This is a genomic window from Gemmatimonadaceae bacterium, assembly GCA_020851035.1.
Lineage (GTDB): Bacteria > Gemmatimonadota > Gemmatimonadetes > Gemmatimonadales > Gemmatimonadaceae > JACMLX01.
The window spans coordinates 15963-32138 of record JADZDM010000014.1; the positions used below are offsets into that span (position 1 = coordinate 15963).

General features: G+C 71.5%; 14 protein-coding genes. 10 read left to right on the forward strand and 4 right to left on the reverse strand.

The window, feature by feature from the left end:
• Window positions 1–33 precede the first annotated feature (33 nt).
• Window positions 34–594 carry a hypothetical protein gene (locus IT355_10750; GenBank protein MCC7053736.1) on the reverse strand — a complete coding sequence of 187 codons (561 nt, stop codon included), beginning with the start codon at window positions 592–594 and terminating at the stop codon, window positions 34–36.
• A gap of 182 nt (window positions 595–776) precedes the next feature.
• Here IT355_10750 and IT355_10755 point away from each other — a divergent pair, with 182 nt between their 5' ends.
• Genes IT355_10755 through gcvH form a run of 3 tightly spaced genes read left to right on the forward strand, consistent with a single transcriptional unit; the run spans window position 777 to window position 2132 of the window.
• Window positions 777–1079 (forward strand): DUF2007 domain-containing protein, encoded by a 303-nt coding sequence (locus IT355_10755; GenBank protein MCC7053737.1) that lies wholly within the window; start codon window positions 777–779, stop codon window positions 1077–1079.
• On the forward strand, window positions 1076–1705 hold the full coding sequence (locus IT355_10760) for a dephospho-CoA kinase (GenBank protein ID MCC7053738.1): 630 nt from the start codon (window positions 1076–1078) through the stop codon (window positions 1703–1705). The genes IT355_10755 and IT355_10760 overlap by 4 nt, the downstream gene beginning before the upstream one ends.
• A gap of 40 nt (window positions 1706–1745) precedes the next feature.
• Complete coding sequence (gene gcvH, locus IT355_10765; GenBank protein ID MCC7053739.1) at window positions 1746–2132, forward strand: glycine cleavage system protein GcvH; 387 nt, start codon at window positions 1746–1748, stop codon at window positions 2130–2132.
• A 92-nt stretch (window positions 2133–2224) separates the two neighbouring features.
• On the opposite strand, the gene gcvP is transcribed toward gcvH, so the two are convergent.
• Entirely contained in the window at window positions 2225–5134 is a 2910-nt protein-coding gene (gcvP, locus tag IT355_10770; GenBank protein ID MCC7053740.1) for an aminomethyl-transferring glycine dehydrogenase, read from the reverse strand.
• 158 nt (window positions 5135–5292) lie between these two features.
• Here gcvP and IT355_10775 point away from each other — a divergent pair, with 158 nt between their 5' ends.
• The 7 genes from IT355_10775 to IT355_10805 are packed head-to-tail and all read left to right on the forward strand — an operon-like array spanning window position 5293 to window position 13344.
• Window positions 5293–6087 (forward strand): lipoate--protein ligase family protein, encoded by a 795-nt coding sequence (locus tag IT355_10775; GenBank protein ID MCC7053741.1) that lies wholly within the window; start codon window positions 5293–5295, stop codon window positions 6085–6087.
• 60 nt (window positions 6088–6147) lie between these two features.
• Window positions 6148–7824: a peptide ABC transporter substrate-binding protein gene (locus IT355_10780; GenBank protein MCC7053742.1), complete on the forward strand. Its 1677-nt coding sequence runs from the start codon at window positions 6148–6150 to the stop codon at window positions 7822–7824.
• Between the two features lie 31 nt (window positions 7825–7855).
• Complete coding sequence (locus IT355_10785) at window positions 7856–8845, forward strand: ABC transporter permease (GenBank protein MCC7053743.1); 990 nt, start codon at window positions 7856–7858, stop codon at window positions 8843–8845.
• On the forward strand, window positions 8842–9717 hold the full coding sequence (locus tag IT355_10790) for an ABC transporter permease (GenBank protein MCC7053744.1): 876 nt from the start codon (window positions 8842–8844) through the stop codon (window positions 9715–9717). Before IT355_10785 ends, IT355_10790 begins: the two co-directional genes overlap by 4 nt.
• A gap of 11 nt (window positions 9718–9728) precedes the next feature.
• Window positions 9729–10748, forward strand: coding sequence for an ABC transporter ATP-binding protein (locus IT355_10795; protein MCC7053745.1), 1020 nt, complete (start codon window positions 9729–9731; stop codon window positions 10746–10748).
• A complete protein-coding gene (locus tag IT355_10800) occupies window positions 10745–11791 on the forward strand; it encodes an ABC transporter ATP-binding protein (GenBank protein MCC7053746.1) in 1047 nt (348 codons plus the stop codon). The genes IT355_10795 and IT355_10800 overlap by 4 nt, the downstream gene beginning before the upstream one ends.
• 5 nt (window positions 11792–11796) lie before the next feature.
• The gene (locus tag IT355_10805; GenBank protein MCC7053747.1) at window positions 11797–13344 is read left to right on the forward strand and encodes a peptide MFS transporter; all 1548 of its coding nucleotides are present in this window, start codon (window positions 11797–11799) and stop codon (window positions 13342–13344) included.
• Between the two features lie 522 nt (window positions 13345–13866).
• On the opposite strand, the gene IT355_10810 is transcribed toward IT355_10805, so the two are convergent.
• Together IT355_10810 and IT355_10815 are read right to left on the reverse strand one after the other, a co-directional pair.
• Window positions 13867–15618: a hypothetical protein gene (locus tag IT355_10810; protein MCC7053748.1), complete on the reverse strand. Its 1752-nt coding sequence runs from the start codon at window positions 15616–15618 to the stop codon at window positions 13867–13869.
• Window positions 15618–16160, reverse strand: a complete 543-nt coding sequence (locus IT355_10815; GenBank protein ID MCC7053749.1) for a hypothetical protein — start codon at window positions 16158–16160, stop codon at window positions 15618–15620. Before IT355_10815 ends, IT355_10810 begins: the two co-directional genes overlap by 1 nt.
• Window positions 16161–16176: the final 16 nt, after the last annotated feature.

Below are 16176 nucleotides of genomic sequence, written 5' to 3' on the forward strand. Positions count from 1 at the left end.
CCAGGTCGGTACCCCCCGGTCCCGGGGGTCAGGTCAGGTGCGGCCCCGGGTCCACCGCGCCCCGTCGAAGCGCCAGAGCTGTACCCCCCCGGTCCGGCGGCTCACCTGCACCGCCCGCCAGGCGCTCGGTTGCGCGGGATCACTCGTCAGGTACAGGACCAGGTCGGCGCTGGCCCCGCCCGCGGGATGAAACGCCACCCGGCCCGCGGCCGACTCCGTCTCGGCACCGGCACCGCGGGCCGCCGGCAGCGGCAGCCGAACCGGCGGATCGCGCAGCTCGGCCGTCGGATCGAGGTCGGTCCAGACCTCCCGCTCCCCGCCATCCGGCCCGCCGTTGCCGTTCCGATCCTCGAGCGTGCCCAGCCGGCGGCGCGCCGAGTCCACGCGCACCACGACGTCCGTGCGGCGCTGGCGGGCGGTGCGGGCGGCCGACGCGAACACGCTCACGGCCTGCCGGGCAATCGCATCCGACCGGAAACGCGACAGGTCCACGCGCGGCGCGGCGAAGGCCGTCAGCAGCGTGAGGACCAGCAACACCAGCAGCAGTCCCACGAAGGACTGGCCGCGGCGTGGCTCGGCGCGTGGTACGGGCAAGGGCGTGGCTCCGGGTGGAAGCAAACGGGTCGTTCAGGCTGCAGACGAACACATGAGGACGGGGCAACCTTGTTCCGGTCGTCGCACCGGAGCGCCGCCGGACGCGCCGGCCCGGCTGCGGCGCCGGCATCCGTCCGGTACGTTCGGGCAGGCACACCGCCGCTTCCCGCACCCACCGTGTCGTGCACCTCTCCCCATCCGGCTCTCACTGGGTGTCCTGCCGCCAGTTCGGCAACGAGCTCGAGGCCAGCATCGCCGTCGCCATCCTCGATGCTTCGGGGATCCCGGCCATCGTGCGCAGCAACGACTCCGTCGGCCTGTTCGGCGCCGGCTTCCAGGGCTTCACGGCGATGGGCGTCTCCCTGATGGTGCCCTCGGCCGCCCTCGAGGCGGCACGGACGGCGCTCGCCCTTGCCGCGGCGCAGGAGTCGGCGTCCGGCGAGGCGGTGCCGGCCGACGACGGCGAGGACGGATCGGCGCCGTGACGCTGCTCGTCGGGCTCACCGGCAACATCGCCTCGGGCAAGAGCAGCGCGGCCGCCTTCCTCGCCGCGCGTGGCGCGGTGCTCGTGGACAGCGACGTCGCCGCGCGCGAGGCGGTGTTGCCCGGCACGGCGGCGCTCGCGGCGGTCGTGGCGCGCTTCGGCGCGGGGATGCTGCACGAGGATGGCTCGCTCGATCGCGGCCGGCTCGGCGCGCTGGTGTTCGGCGACCCGGCTGCCCGTGCGGCGCTCGAGGCGATCGTGCACCCGGCGGTGGAGGCGTCGCGCCAGCGGGCGGTGGTGGCCGCGCGCGCCGCCGGCGCCGGCATCGTGGTCTGCGACATCCCGCTGCTCTTCGAGGCCCGGCTGGCCTGGCAGTTTCCACGCATCCTGCTGGTCGACGCGCCGGCGCCCGTGCGCATCGCCCGGCTCGTCACCGATCGCGGCCTCTCCCCCGCCCATGCCGCAGCCCGCGTGGCCGCGCAGCTCCCGGCCACGCTCAAGCGCGGGCGGGCCGACCTGGTGGTGGACAACGACGGTGATCGCGCTGCGCTGCATGCACGGCTGCACGCGGCCTGGCAGCGGCTGCAGGCGTGGGCCGCGGTTGCCACCACCCAGTGCGCGGCCTAGACTAGCCGGCGTCACTTCTCACCGCCTTTCGGAGCTTTCAGTGTCGCAGATTCCCGCCGGTCTCCAGTACACCAAGGATCACGAGTATGTCGCCGGCGACGCCGATGCCGACATCGTGACCATCGGCATCACCGACTTCGCCCAGGGGGAACTCGGCGACATCGTCTACCTCGACCTCCCGAAGGTCGGTGCCACGTTCGCCGAGCACGCCGTGTTCGGCACCATCGAGGCGGTGAAGGCCGTCAGCGAGCTGTACTCGCCGCTGGCCGGCGAGGTGGTCGAGGTGAACGCACGCCTGGACAGCGAGCCGGCGCTGGTGAACACCGACCCGTTCGGCGACGGCTGGATGATCAAGCTCCGCATGGCCGACAAGGCCGCGCGGGCAGGCCTGCTCTCGGCCGACGCCTACAAGGCGATCGTGGGCTGATCCCGGGCCGGCCGGTGCCGGCGCCATGACGTCACGAAGCCCGCCGGCGCACCAGCGCCGGCGGGCTTCGTCGTCCCGTGCCGCACGGGCGCTCAGGCCTCGGCGTACGCCTCCATCGGCGGGCAGGTGCAGACCAGGTTGCGGTCGCCGAACGCGCTCTCGATGCGCCCCACCGTGGGCCAGAACTTCGCGGCCCGCACGTGCGGGGTCGGGAACGCGGCCTGCTCCCGCGGATAGGCGTGCGTCCAGGCATCGCTGATTACCGCGCTGGCGGTGTGCGGCGCATGCTTCAGCGGGTTGTCGTCACGCGGCAGCTCGCCGCGCTCCACCTGCGCGATCTCCTCGCGGATCGAGAGCATTGCGTCGCAGAAGCGGTCCAGCTCCGCCTTGTCCTCGCTCTCGGTGGGCTCGATCATCAGCGTACCCGCCACCGGGAAGCTCACCGTCGGGGCGTGGAAGCCGTAGTCCATCAGCCGCTTGGTGATGTCCTCCACCTCGATGCCGGCGCTGGCCTTCAGCGGGCGCGGGTCCACGATGCACTCGTGCGCGACGGTGCCGTTCGGGCCCTGGTAGAGCACCGGGTAGGCGTGCGCCAGCCGCTTCGCGACGTAGTTCGCGTTCAGGATCGCGACCTTGGTGGCGTAGGCCAGTCCCTCGGCGCCCATCATGCGGATGTAGAGGTAGCTGATGGGGAGGATGCTGGCGCTGCCGTACGGCGCCGCGCTCACCGCGCCGGCACTGGCCTCGGTGCCGAGGCCGGCGGGCGCGTGCCCCGGCAGGTGCGGCGCGAGGTGCGCGGCCACGCCGATCGGCCCCATGCCCGGGCCGCCGCCGCCGTGCGGGATGCAGAACGTCTTGTGCAGGTTCAGGTGGCAGACGTCGGCGCCGATGTCACCCGGGCGGCAGACGCCCACCATCGCGTTCATGTTCGCGCCGTCCATGTACACCTGGCCGCCGTGTGCATGGATGGTGGCGCAGATGTCGGCGATCGACTCCTCGAACACGCCGTGCGTGCTGGGATAGGTCACCATCAGGCACGCGAGGTTGGCCGCATGCTCCGCCGCCTTCGCCTTCAGGTCGTCCACGTCGATGTTGCCGTTCGGTGCGGTCTTCACCGGCACGATCGTCATGCCGCACATCGCGGCACTGGCCGGGTTGGTGCCGTGTGCACTGGCGGGGATCAGGCAGATCGTGCGATGGCCGTTGCCCTGGGCCTGGTGGTAGCGGCGGATCGTGAGCAGGCCGGCATACTCGCCCTGCGAGCCCGCGTTCGGCTGCAGCGACACCGCCGCGAAGCCGGTGATGTCGGCCAGCGCCGCCTCGAGCTCGGTGAACATCTGCGCGTAGCCCGCCGCCTGCGCCCGCGGGGCGAACGGGTGCAGGTTGCCGAATTCCGCCCAGGTCACCGGGTACATCTCGGTGGCGGCGTTCAGCTTCATCGTGCAGCTGCCGAGCGCGATCATCGAGTGGCAGAGCGAGAGGTCCTTCGCCTCGAGCTGCTTGATGTAGCGCAGCATCGCGGTCTCGCTGTGGTGCGTGTTGAACACCGGGTGCGTCATGAACGGCGACGTGCGCGCGAAGCGCTCATCGTAGCGTGGCGTGGTGGCCGCGGCGAGCTCGGTCACGTCGATGTCGAGCTCCGTCGCCTTCATGCCGCTGAAGATCGCCAGCAGCGTCGCGACGTCGGCCAGCGACGTGGTCTCGTCCAGCGACACGCCCAGTGACCCTTCACTGAGCTGCCGCAGGTTCACCCGGTGCGCCGCTGCCGCTGCCATGATGTCCTGCACGCCGTGCACCCCGACCTCCACCCGCACGGTGTCGAAGTAGTGCTCGTGCAGGACCTGCAGGCCCAGCGTCTCCAGGCCGGCCACGAAGGTCGCGGTCAGGCGCTGGATGCGGCGCGCGATGCGCGTGATGCCGGCCGGCCCGTGGTACACCCCGTACATGCTCGCCATCACCGACAGCAGCACCTGCGCCGTGCAGACGTTGCTGGTCGCCTTCTCGCGGCGGATGTGCTGCTCGCGCGTCTGCAGCGCCATGCGCAGCGCCGGCTGGCCGTGGCTGTCGCGGCTGACGCCGATGATGCGGCCCGGCAACAGGCGCTTGAACTCGTCACGGGTGGCGAAGAACGCGGCATGCGGGCCGCCGTATCCCATCGGCACGCCGAAACGCTGGGCGCTGCCGACGGCGATGTCGGCACCCCATTCGCCCGGGGGCGTGAGCAGCGCCAGCGCCATCAGGTCGGTCGCCGCCGTCACCAGCGCGCCGGCCGCGTGCGCCCGTTCGCAGAAGGCGGTGTAGTCCACCACCGCCCCATCGGTCGTCGGGTACTGGATCAGCGCGCCGAAGTACTGCGGCGTGAACTCGAACGACTGCGCGTCCCCGGTCACCACCGTCCACCCGCGCGCCTCGGCGCGCGTCTGCACCACCGCGATGGTCTGCGGGTGGCAGTCGGCCGTGACGAAGAAGTGCGTGCGCTCACCGCTCACCGCGGCATGCGACAGCGCAACCGCCTCGGCCGCCGACGTCGCCTCGTCCAGCAGCGACGCGTTCGCGATCGGCAGGCCGGTGAGGTCGGTCACCATCGTCTGGAAGTTCAGCAGCGCCTCGAGACGCCCCTGCGCGATCTCGGCCTGGTACGGCGTGTAGGCCGTGTACCAGCCCGGGTTCTCGAGCACCGTGCGCTGGATCACCGCCGGCACGATGGTGCCGTAGTACCCCTGCCCCAGGTAGCTCGTGAAGACCTCGTTCTTCGCGGCGATGCCCTTCAGCCGCGTCAGGGCGTCGTACTCGCTCTCGGCCGGTGGCAGGGCGAGGCCGCGACGGAAGCGGATCGACGCCGGGATCGTCGCGTCGATCAGCGCGTCGAGGGTGGCGTACCCCAGGGTCCCGAGCATCGAAGCGACCTCGTCGGACGAGGGGCCGATGTGCCGGGCGACGAAGCTGCCGGAATCGTCGAGTGCCGCCGGGGCGGCGGAGGCGGAACGGACGGGGACGGCCATGCGGCAGGACTCCACAGGGCGCCCGCACCGCGCGCCCGATCGTCAGATTGGATGTATCGGAAGGCGTCGGCTCGCACGGGAGACCCGGCGGGCGACGCCGAAAGCTAATCTCCATGAGCGGCCGCGACGGTGGTCGCGGTTCCCGTACCGGCATCCGCGTGACCCCTGAACCACTCTGGGCCGGCCCGGTGCACCTCCTCCGGGCAGACGGGCCCCGGACCGCCGTGGACAACATGGCGCTCGACGAGGCCCTCCTGCGGACCGCCGCCGAGCAGGGGGGCGCATGGGTCCGCATCTACGCCTGGGATCGCCCGTCGGTGTCATTCGGCAGGAACCAGCGGACACTCGGTTTCTATCACCAGGACCGCTGCGACGCGCTGGGCGTCCCGACCGTGCGCCGGCTCACCGGCGGCCGCGCCCTCCTGCATGGGCGGGAGGTGACCTACAGCGTGGCGGCGCCCACCAGCCGGGCCCCCACCCTGCGCGGCGGATACGAGGCCATCAACTCCCTCCTGCTCGACGCCCTCCGCGGCCTCGGGGTCCCGGCCACGCGCTCGGCGCCGGCCACGCGGACGCCGAGTCCCGGCCTCGCGCCCTGCTTCGAGACACCGTCCGCCGGCGAGTTGGTGGTGAACGGGCGGAAGCTCGTCGGCTCCGCGCAGCACCGCGAGGCCGGCGCCTTCATCCAGCACGGGTCCATTCTCCTCGACGACGACCAGGGAGTGCTCAGCCGCCTCGCCCTCGTGCCCCTGCCGCCGGTCCCGCCTCCCGCCACGCTGCGTGCCTCTCTTGCCGCTGTCACGTTTCCTGCAGTGGCTGCGGCGATCGAGGCGGCGCTGCGCCGCGTCGCGGCGGAACCCGTGATCGTGCTTCCCGACGATGCGATCGCCGGCCATCATGTGGACGCCGCGCGCAGTCGCTATCGTGACCCCCACTGGACGTGGCGGCGCTGAGCCACACCACGACCACCCCACCCGATGCACCACCAGCCGCTCCACCTGAAACACATCCCGATGCCGAGACTGCGCGCGCTCGCCCTGCTCTCCTCGCTCGCACTCGTCGCCTGCCGGGGCGGACGGGACGCCGCGACGCCCGCCGCCACCGCGGCTCCCGGTGGCACGGTCGTGATCGCGACGCCGGCCGAGCCGGACAACCTCCTGCCCCCGATCACCGCCTCCGCGTCAGGGCGGCAGGTCGAGGACCTCGTCTTCGAGCACCTGGCCGACATCGGCACCTCGCTCAACACCGTCGGCGACGCCGGCTTCACCCCCGCCCTCGCCCGCGAGTGGAGCTGGAGCGCCGACTCGCTGCAGGTGACGTTCGAACTCGACCCGTCAGCACGCTTCCACGACGGGCACCCGGTGCGTGCCACCGACGTAGTGTTCAGCGTGGGCCTCTACCAGGACCCGAAGACCGCGTCACCCACGGCATCGTACCTCACCAACATCGACTCGGTGACGGCGACGGACTCACTCACCGCCACGGTCTGGTTCCGGCGCCGCACGCCGCACCAGTTCTTCGACGTGGCGTACCAGACGTTCGTGCTGCCCCGGCACCTGCTCGAGTCAGCCGACCGCGCCACCCTCGCCTCGTCGGCATTCGCGTCGGCGCCGGTGGGCAGCGGCCCGTTCCGCTTCGTGCGGTGGGAGCGGGGCCAGTCGCTCGAGCTGGCCGCCGACACCACGGCCGGACGCCGGCGCGCCCAGCTCGATCGCGTGCTGTTCACCATGGCGCCCGACCCCGTCACGGCCTTCACGCGCGTGGCCACCGGCGAGGCCGACCTCTTCGAGGCGGTGCGCCCCGACAAGGTCGCCGACGTGCTGAAGAATCCGGAGCTCCGCCTCGTGATGATGCCGTCGCTGCAGTACCTCTTCCTGGGATTCAACCAGCTCGACCCGGTCACCGGCAAGCCGCACCCGATCTTCAGTGACCGCGCCGTGCGGCGCGCGCTCACGATGGCCACCGACCGGCGCGCCATCGTGGCCAACATCTACGACACGCTCGCCACGCAGTCGCGCGGCCCGTTCACCATCGCGCAGCCGAACGCCGACGCCACCACGCCCCTCATCCCCTACTCGCTCGACAGCGCCAACGCGCTGCTCGACGCCGCCGGCTGGGTGCGCGGTGCCGACTCGATCCGCACCCGCGCCGGTCGCCGGCTCGCCTTCGGCATCGCGGTCACCTCCACCAGCGTGCCGCGCATGCGGGCCGCCGTGCTGCTGCAGGAGCAGTTCCGCCGCGTGGGGGCCGACGTGAAGGTCGAGAGCTCGGACATGGCGGGCTTCATGGGCCGCGCCACCGCGCACAAGTTCGACACCTGGCTCGGCATCTGGGCAGCGGACCCCGGACCGGGCAGTGTGCGCGACAGCTGGACGACGGCCGGCGCCGGTCCCGGGGGCAACAACTATCAGGGCTACCGGAGTGCCGCGTTCGACGCGCAGGTGGACAGTGGCGAGGCCGCCTTCGCGCCCGCCGTCATGCAGCGCCACTTCGCTGCCGCGTGGCGCATCATCGCCGACGACGCCCCCGCGATCTGGATCGCGGAGCCGAAGGCGGTGATGGCGATCCACAAGCGCATCGAGACCACCGGCATGCGCCCCGACGCCTGGTGGGCCGGCCTCGCCCACTGGACGATTCCCGCCGCCGCGCGCATCGCCCGCGACGTGCCGGCACCGGCGCCCGCCCGCTGACCGGCACCATGCCCCGTCACCGCGACGGGTCATGCCCGGGCTGATCCAGCGCATCTGGCAGGGCCTCGTGGTCGTGGTGATCGTCGCCACGGCCACCTTCGTGCTGGTGCGACTCGCCCCCGGCGATCCGTTCGCGATGGCGCTCGAGAACGCACGGCTCACCCCCGAGCTGCGCGCGCAGTGGCGCGCTGCCTACGGCCTCGACGGCACCATCGGCACGCAGTACGTGCGCTGGCTCGGCGCCCTGCTCCACGGAGACCTCGGCTTCTCCATCAGCACCGCCCAACCGGTCACGCGCGCCATCGCCTTGGCACTGCCGCACACCCTGGCGCTGATGGGCATCGCCCTCGTTGTGGCCTTCGCGCTCGGCATGTCGCTCGGCGCGCTGCAGGCGGCGCGACACGACCGCGCCCTCGACCGCGGCATCGGCGTCACTACGCTGGTCGGCGCCGCGCTCCCCGATTTCTGGCTCGCGCTCGTGCTGATGCTCGGTGGGGCATACTGGTTCCGGATCTTCCCCGTCGGCGCGGCCAGCGATCCGCTGCTCCCGCTCTCGGCATCTCTGGGGACGATCCTGCTCGACCGCCTGCACCACCTCGTGCTGCCGGTGCTGACCCTGGTGATCCTCATCGCCGCGCCCGTCGCGCGACAGCAGCGCAACGCACTGCTCGACCGGCTCGGCGCCGAGTGGGTGCGCACGGCGACCGCCAAGGGCGTCGCGCCGCGGCGCGTGTTCCGCCGCCATGCCTGGCGCACGGCGCTCGGTCCCATCGTCACCCTCGGCGGGCTCGCCCTGCCGGCGCTGGTGGGTGGCGCGGTGTTCGTCGAGCATGTCTTCGCCTGGCCCGGCATGGGGCAGCTCGCCGCCACCGCCATCGCGTCACGCGACTACCACCTCGTCACCGGCTGCGTGATGGTGGGCTCGGTGCTGGTGGTGACAGGGTCGATCCTTGCCGACCTCGTCGCCGGGTGGCTCGACCCGCGCGTGCGTGCCGAGAGTGCACGGGAGCAGGCCGCGTGAGCGGCGCGCGCGGCGCCAGGGGCAACTGGCGCGCCGTCCTGCACCGCCTGCGGGCCGACCGGCGCAGCCTGCTCGCCGCATCGACACTCACGCTCGTCCTGCTGCTCGTCCTCGTCGGCCCGCTGCTCGTGCCCTATGCGCCGTACGAGCAGCTCGACATCACGAACCTCGTGCACCAGCGTCCCGGCGCCGACCACCTGCTCGGCACCGACGCCTTCTCACGCGACGTGCTCGCGCGCGTGCTGAGCGGCGGGCGCGTGTCGCTCGCCGTCGCGTGTGGCGCGGTGCTGGTGGAGATGCTGGCCGGCCTGCTGTGGGGACTTGCTGCCGGACTCGCCGGTGGCCGGACCGACGCCCTCATGATGCGCATCGTCGATGCCGGCATGAGTGTGCCGCGCGTGCTCGGCCTGCTCGCCGTGCTCGCCAGCGTGCCGCGCGTGCCGGTGCCGCTGCTCGTGCTGCTGCTGGGCCTCACCGGCTGGTTCGGCATCGCGCGCCTCGTGCGCGGTGAGGTGCGCAGCGTGCGTGGGGCCGATTTCGTGACGGCGGCACGCGCCCTCGGCGCCAGCCCGGCACGCATCGCAGCCCGCCACCTGCTGCCGCACGTGCTCGGTCCGCTGCTGGTGGCGGGCACCCTCGCCATCGGCAACGTCATCGTCCTCGAGGCGGGGCTGAGCTGGCTCGGCATCGGCGTGCAGCCCCCGCAGGCCAGCTGGGGCAACATCATCGCCGACGGCGCCGACTTCCTCGCCACCGCCCCGTGGGTCTCCATCGCCCCCGGCCTCTGCCTCGTGATCGTCGTCGTGGCGGTGAGCGCGCTTGGCGACGGGTTGCGCGACGCGCTCGCTCCCCGGCAGCTTCCCAATCCATGACCGACCATCGCATGTCCCCGTCCGACCCCCTGCTCGCGCTGCGTGACGTGCGTGTCACCTTCCGCACCGCCGACGGCGTCATCACACCCGTGGACGGGGTGTCGCTCGACATCGCGCGCGGCGAGACAGTGGCGCTGGTCGGGGAAAGCGGCTGCGGCAAGTCGCTCACCGCCCTCACCATCCTGCGCCTGATCGATCCCCCGGGCCGCATCGAGCCGGGGAGCCGCATCCTGTTCGAGGGGCGTGACGTGATGACCCTCGGCGACCGCGACCTGCGCGCCATCCGCGGCCGTGCGGCAGCGATGATCTTCCAGGAGCCGATGACCGCGCTCAACCCGGTCTACTCCGCGGGCGAGCAGATCGCCGAGGTGGTGCGCACGCATACGAATGCCAGCCGCAGTGAGGCCTGGGCGAAGGCCGTCGCGATGCTCGGTGCCGTGGGTATCCCGTCGCCGGAGATCCGCGCGAAGCAGTATCCGCACCAGCTGTCCGGCGGCATGCGGCAGCGCGTCATGATCGCGATGGCGCTGGTCATGGATCCCGCGCTGCTCATCGCCGACGAGCCGACCACGGCACTCGACGTCACGATCCAGGCGCAGCTGCTCGACTTGCTGCGTGACGCCCAGCGCGCCCGCGGCGCCTCGATGCTGCTCATCACGCACGACCTGGGGGTGGTGGCCGAGTCGGCGCAGAGGGTGGCGGTGATGTACGCGGGGCAGATCGTGGAGGAGGCGCCGGTGGCAGCGCTCTTCGCCGCGCCGCAGCACCCGTACACGCAGGGCCTGATGGCCGCCATGCCGCGCGCCGGCACGCGGCAGCAGCGGCTCACCACGATCCCCGGCACGGTGCCGCCACCGGGCGCGTGGCCGCGGGCGTGCCGCTTCGCCGATCGCTGCGCCGTTGCATGGGACCGCTGCACCACCGAGCCGCCACCGCTGCATTCGCTCGGGAACGGGCGCACGTCGCGCTGCCATCTCGTCACCGAGCCGGAACGCGCCACCGCGCCGCGCGCCGCCGAGGCCCGCGCATGAGCGCCCCGCTCCTCTCCGTCCGCGGGCTGTCGAAGGAGTTCCCGATCCGCGGCGGGATCCTCAACCGCGTGCAGGGCAGCGTCCGCGCCGTGACGGACGTCTCGTTCGACGTGGCGGCCGGCGAGACGCTTGCCGTCGTCGGAGAGTCGGGCTGCGGCAAGACCACCACGGGACGCTGCATCCTGCGCCTCATCGAGCCCACCGCCGGCACCATTCACTTCGACGGCAGCGACCTGCGCACCCTGCAGGGGGCCGCGCTGCGGAAGATGCGCCGCCACATCCAGCTCGTCTTCCAGGATCCGTACGCGTCGCTGAACCCGCGCATGACGATCGGCGACACGGTGAAGGAGGGGCTGGTCATCCATGGCCTCGCCGAGGGCGCCGCCGCCGACACGCGCGTCCGCTCACTGCTCGAGGAGGTCGGCCTGCGCCACGAGTGGGCGCGCCGCTTCCCGCACGAGTTCTCCGGCGGCCAGCGGCAGCGCGTGGGCATCGCCCGCGCGCTCGCCGTGGAACCGAAGTTCATCGTGCTCGACGAACCCGTCTCCGCGCTCGACGTCTCGGTGCAGGCGCAGGTGATCAACCTGCTGCAGGACCTGCAGCGCGACCGCGGCCTCACCTACCTCTTCATCGCCCACGACCTCGGCGTGGTGGAGCACCTCGCCACTCGCGTCGCGGTGATGTACCTCGGCCGCATCGTGGAAATGGCCAGCGCCGAGGTCCTCTTCCAGTCGCCGGTCATGCCGTACACGCAGGCGCTGCTCTCGGCGATCCCGCTGCCGGATCCGCTCGCCCCGCGCGATCGCATCGTGCTCGAGGGCGACCCGCCGTCGCCGGCCAGTCCCCCGGCGGGCTGCGTCTTCCACCCGCGCTGCTTCCATCCCGACCGGGACGTCGCTTGCACGCAGGTGGTGCCCGCACTCGAGGAGAAGGCCCCCGGTCACTGGGCCGCCTGCATCAAGCAGCCCGCCAACACCACCGATTTCTTCCTGCCGGCCGCCGCACTCCGCAGCCGCCGGTCCGCAGCACTTCCCGCGACCTGACCCCAGTGTCAACCGCCTCCGCTCCACCCGCCCGCGCGGTCACCGCGTCGGACGACCGCGCCTTCTTCGGCCATCCACGCGGCCTGGGCCTGCTCGCCGCCGCCGAGATGTGGGAGCGGTTCTCGTACTACGGCATGCGCGCCATCCTCGTGCTCTACCTGACGAGGGCGCTCCACTGGTCCGCCCAGGATGCGTCGCGACTCTACGGGGCCTACACCGGCGCGGTCTACCTCACCCCCATGATCGGCGGCTACCTCGCCGACCGCTATCTCGGCACCCGCCGGTCGCTGGTGCTCGGGGGCGTGATCATCGCGCTCGGCCACTTCATGCTGGCCATCGACAGCATGACGTTCTTCTACGCCGGCCTCGTGATGGTCGTCATCGGCACCGGCTTCTTCAAGCCGAATGTCTCCACCATGGTCGGCCAGCTCTACGCGGAGGGCGACCCGCGACGCGACGCCGGCTTCACGATCTTCTACAGCTGCTTCAACTTCGGCGCCTTCCTCGCCCCGCTGGTCTGCGGGTTCCTCGCCGAGGACGAGCGGTTCGGCTGGCATCTCGGCTTCGGCGCCGCCGGCGTCGGGATGGTCCTCGGCCTGATCGTCTACCTGCTCGGCCGCGACAAGTACCTCCCCGGCATCGGCCTCGTCCCCGATCATCGGCACGATGCGGAAGAGCGCGCCGAGATCGCCGAGCTGGGCATCCCGTCGTACGGCCGCAACGCCGCGCTCGGCGCCACCGGCGGTGTGGTGCTCGCGACGCTCGCCTCCGTCGGCACCTGGTCGCAGGTCGGCATCCCGACCTGGCTCTTCTCGCTGTCCGGGCTCATGTCGCTGCTTTACGGCGTGATCATCGGCGCCGCCTTCACCGTCGCGGTGCTCGGCACGCAGGGTGAGGAGCGGAAGCGGGTGTGGGCACTGGTGATGGTCTCGACGTTCGTCGTGTTCTTCTGGCTCGTCTTCGAGCAGGCGGGCAGCTCGCTCACGCTCTTCGCCGATCGCGACACCGACCGCTCCTTCGGGATGTTCGGCATCGACACCATCCCGGCAAGCTGGTTCCAGAGCATCCAGCCGCTCTGCATCATCCTCCTCGGCCCCTTCGCCGGCTGGTTCTGGCTCTACCTCAGCAAGCGCGGGCGCGAGCCGGCCACCACGATGAAGATGGTGTACGGCCTCTTCCTTGCCGGACTGGGATTCTTCCTGCTCTACTTCGCCGGCCGCGCGGTGGATGCCGGTGACAAGGTGTCGCCGCTCTGGCTCATCGGGGCCTATCTCTGCCACAGCTTCGGTGAGATCGCCCTCTATCCCGTCGGCCTGAGCTACGTCACGAAGGTCGCACCGGTGCAGTTCGTGTCGCTGCTGATGGGCACCTGGTTCCTCGCCATCTCGGCCGCGAACTTCCTCGGTGGCTTCCTCGCCGGCCTGATCGACGAGATCCCGAGCCGCGCGACCTTCTTCACCATCCCCACCGCCACCGCCTGGGGCGCCGGCGTGCTCATGCTGCTCTCCGTCCCGCTGCTCCGCCGGCTCACGCGTTCCGTCCCGGCGGCATAGTCACCAGGTTCGTTTCGCGGGCTGGCATCGTGGACAGTGTTCATGCGGAAGGCATGGATCACGGAACGGTCGGGCGCCTCGTGTCGGTCCGTGTCGTTTGGGAGATCGTCAACAGGGTTCACGCGGAAAACGCGGAAAGCGCGGAAACGTTCTACCGGATCGCGAGCGTCCATGCAGCCCGGCCTGCTGGAAATGCTGTAGGAACTGCGGGCGCGGTTTCGCAGTTCCTACAGCATCTCGTCACTTGCACAGCCACCGACGCCCGCGACCCCGGCTGACCTTTTCCGCGTTTTCCGCGTTTTCCGCGTGAACCCTGTTGAAGATCTCCCGAAGGGCACCGACCACCGCCGCGCGAAAGAACTCTCCGTGATTCACGCGTTTTCCGCGTGAACCTTGTCGACGATCTCGCGAAGGGCACCGATCACCGCCACGCGAAAGAACTTTCCGTGATTCCGCGTTCTCCGCGTGAACACTGTCGACGATGCCACCATCACGACGACCCGCGACCCACGAACCGCGCGACTAGAACGAGAACAGGTTCGTGATCAGCGACCGCTCGCGCGCCCGGCGCGTCTCGTCGGGATCCTGCCAGAAGATGCGCGTGAAGTTGCCGGAGGTCAGGCGCACCTCCCAGTTCCCGGAGCGCTGGTCCGGGTTCAGCGCATACACCAGGTCGAAGCGGTAGACCACGCGCGAGCGGGGCGGCACCGAGAAGAGCACGCTGGTGCCGAGTGACGACCGGAACGGCGTCTCGACGCCGTATGGCGCGCGGCCGGCCCACAGCTTGCCCGTCTCGAAGAACGCCGCGCCGCCCACGTCGCCGAAGCCCCACGGCCGGCCGAAGACGTGCCGCTGCTCGCCACGCAGGATCACGCGGCTCTGTCCTCCCTCGTACGACTCGCGCAGGCCGCGCACGCCCACCCGCGACGCGCCCAGCGGCACCTGGAACGGCACCCGCACGTCGTTGCCGCCCGTGTACTCCACCGAGCCGATCGTCGTGGACTTGAGCGACGGCTTCACGTAGGCCGCCGTCCGGCCCGTCACCAGCCGGCCGTCCCAGCCGCTGCTGTGTGACTTGCGCCCCGAGAAGATCCACTCCGAGCCCACGAACACCTTGTCGGTGCCCCACCCCGCGTACGCATCCCCGGACACGAAGAAGTCCGAGGTCGTGATGCCGCGCAGCTTCACCGGACGGCCGAACTGCCCGCCGAACTGCACGCCGATGCGGAGGTCCTGCACACCCGTCAGCGCGTCGAACCCCTGCACCGGAAGGAACCGCAGCGCGCGGCCGCCGAAGAGCAGGTTCATGCGCGTGATCTTCTGCGGCGGTGCCGGCAGCACCGGCAGCGCCTCGGCGAACGACACCGCGCCACTGTCGGTCACCAGCACCGCCCCACCCACGTCCTCCCCGTCATAGCTCACCGAGGCGCCCGCCAGCAGCAGGGCACCCGGCCGGCCGATCCGGGCCACGCCGCCGACCGAGGCGAAGCTCCGCTTCACGCGCTGGTACGGCAGGCCGCCGCTGTCGCGCAGGAAGCGCACGTAGTCGTCGTCGCGCCCCACCAGCGCGCGGAAGCCGAAGCGCTGCAGGTCGGTGTAGAACGGGTAGCGCACCTCGGCATCGGCGCGGCTGCCAAGGCCGTAGCGGTTCCAGGCCACGCTGCTCTGGATCGGCCGGCCGAACGTCACGGCCGTCCGCATCCGCATCGTCCGGCCGTCGCGCAGCGCGCCGTTGCTGCGCCACCCCACCTCGAACAGCACGCCGCGCCCCATCAGGTTCGAGTTGCCGATGGTCAGCCCACGCAGGTTGGTGCCGCTCACGTTCGCCCCGAGGATCATCGCTACTTCGTCCACGGTCGCCACGATCAGCTGCACGCCATCGCCGTCCGGGTACACCAGCACCCGCGCATCCTGCAGGAACCACTGCGCGCGCAGCACGCGCTCGGTCTCGCGGCGCTTGATCTCCGTGCACAGGTCACCCTCGCGGAACTGCACGAACTCGCGGATCACGCTGGCCCGCGAGTCCGCGTGGAACTTCCGCACCAGCCCCGTGATCAGCCGCGACGACGCCGAGCGGCCGCCGAACTCCGGGCCCATCGGCTCGATCGAGATCTTCGTGATCCGCTGCCCGAGGCAGCGCTTGAGGGTCGTGTCGGCGCTGGTGATCACCGTCGTCGTCGGGGGTGGCGGCGACGGTGTGGCCGGCGGCGTGACCTGGGCGGTGCCGCGCGTGGCAAGCAGGGCACCGGTCACCAGCAGGAGCCAGCGCCTCATCAGCGCCCCATCTTCCGTTTCAGCTCCGCCAGCCGCTCGTCGGCGGCCTGTGCGCGTGCCGCATCGTCCAGCCCGCGATACTCCGACGCGTCGGCCCGGTCGGGCGCCGGCGCCCCCGGCGCCTCGCTCCCCGGTGCCGAGGGCGCCGGCCCGATCCCCGTCACGCCACGCAGCTCGGCCTCCATCGCCGACACCGTCTGCTCGGCCAGCGACAGCTCCTCCTCCTGCACCCCGAGCTTCCGCTCCAGCAGCGAGACCGTGCTGCGCTGCGTCTCCGCGAAGCGCTCCGCCACCGCCACCGTCTCCGTGTCGTCGATCTGCCGCGCCAGGTCGCTGCGGCGCAGGATGGTCGCCAGCTCGGTGCGAGCCGCCGCCAGCCGTTCCCGCGATGTCGCGCAGGCCTTCCGCACGTCGTCGCGCGCGAGGCGCGCCACGGCCAGCGTCTGCTTCATTTCCGCCAGCTGGCGGCGCGAAGATGGATTGCCGAACGACGACGACACCGGGGCGCTGGGAAACGGGGACTGGGATGCGACGATGCTCACGCCAGAGTACCCACGC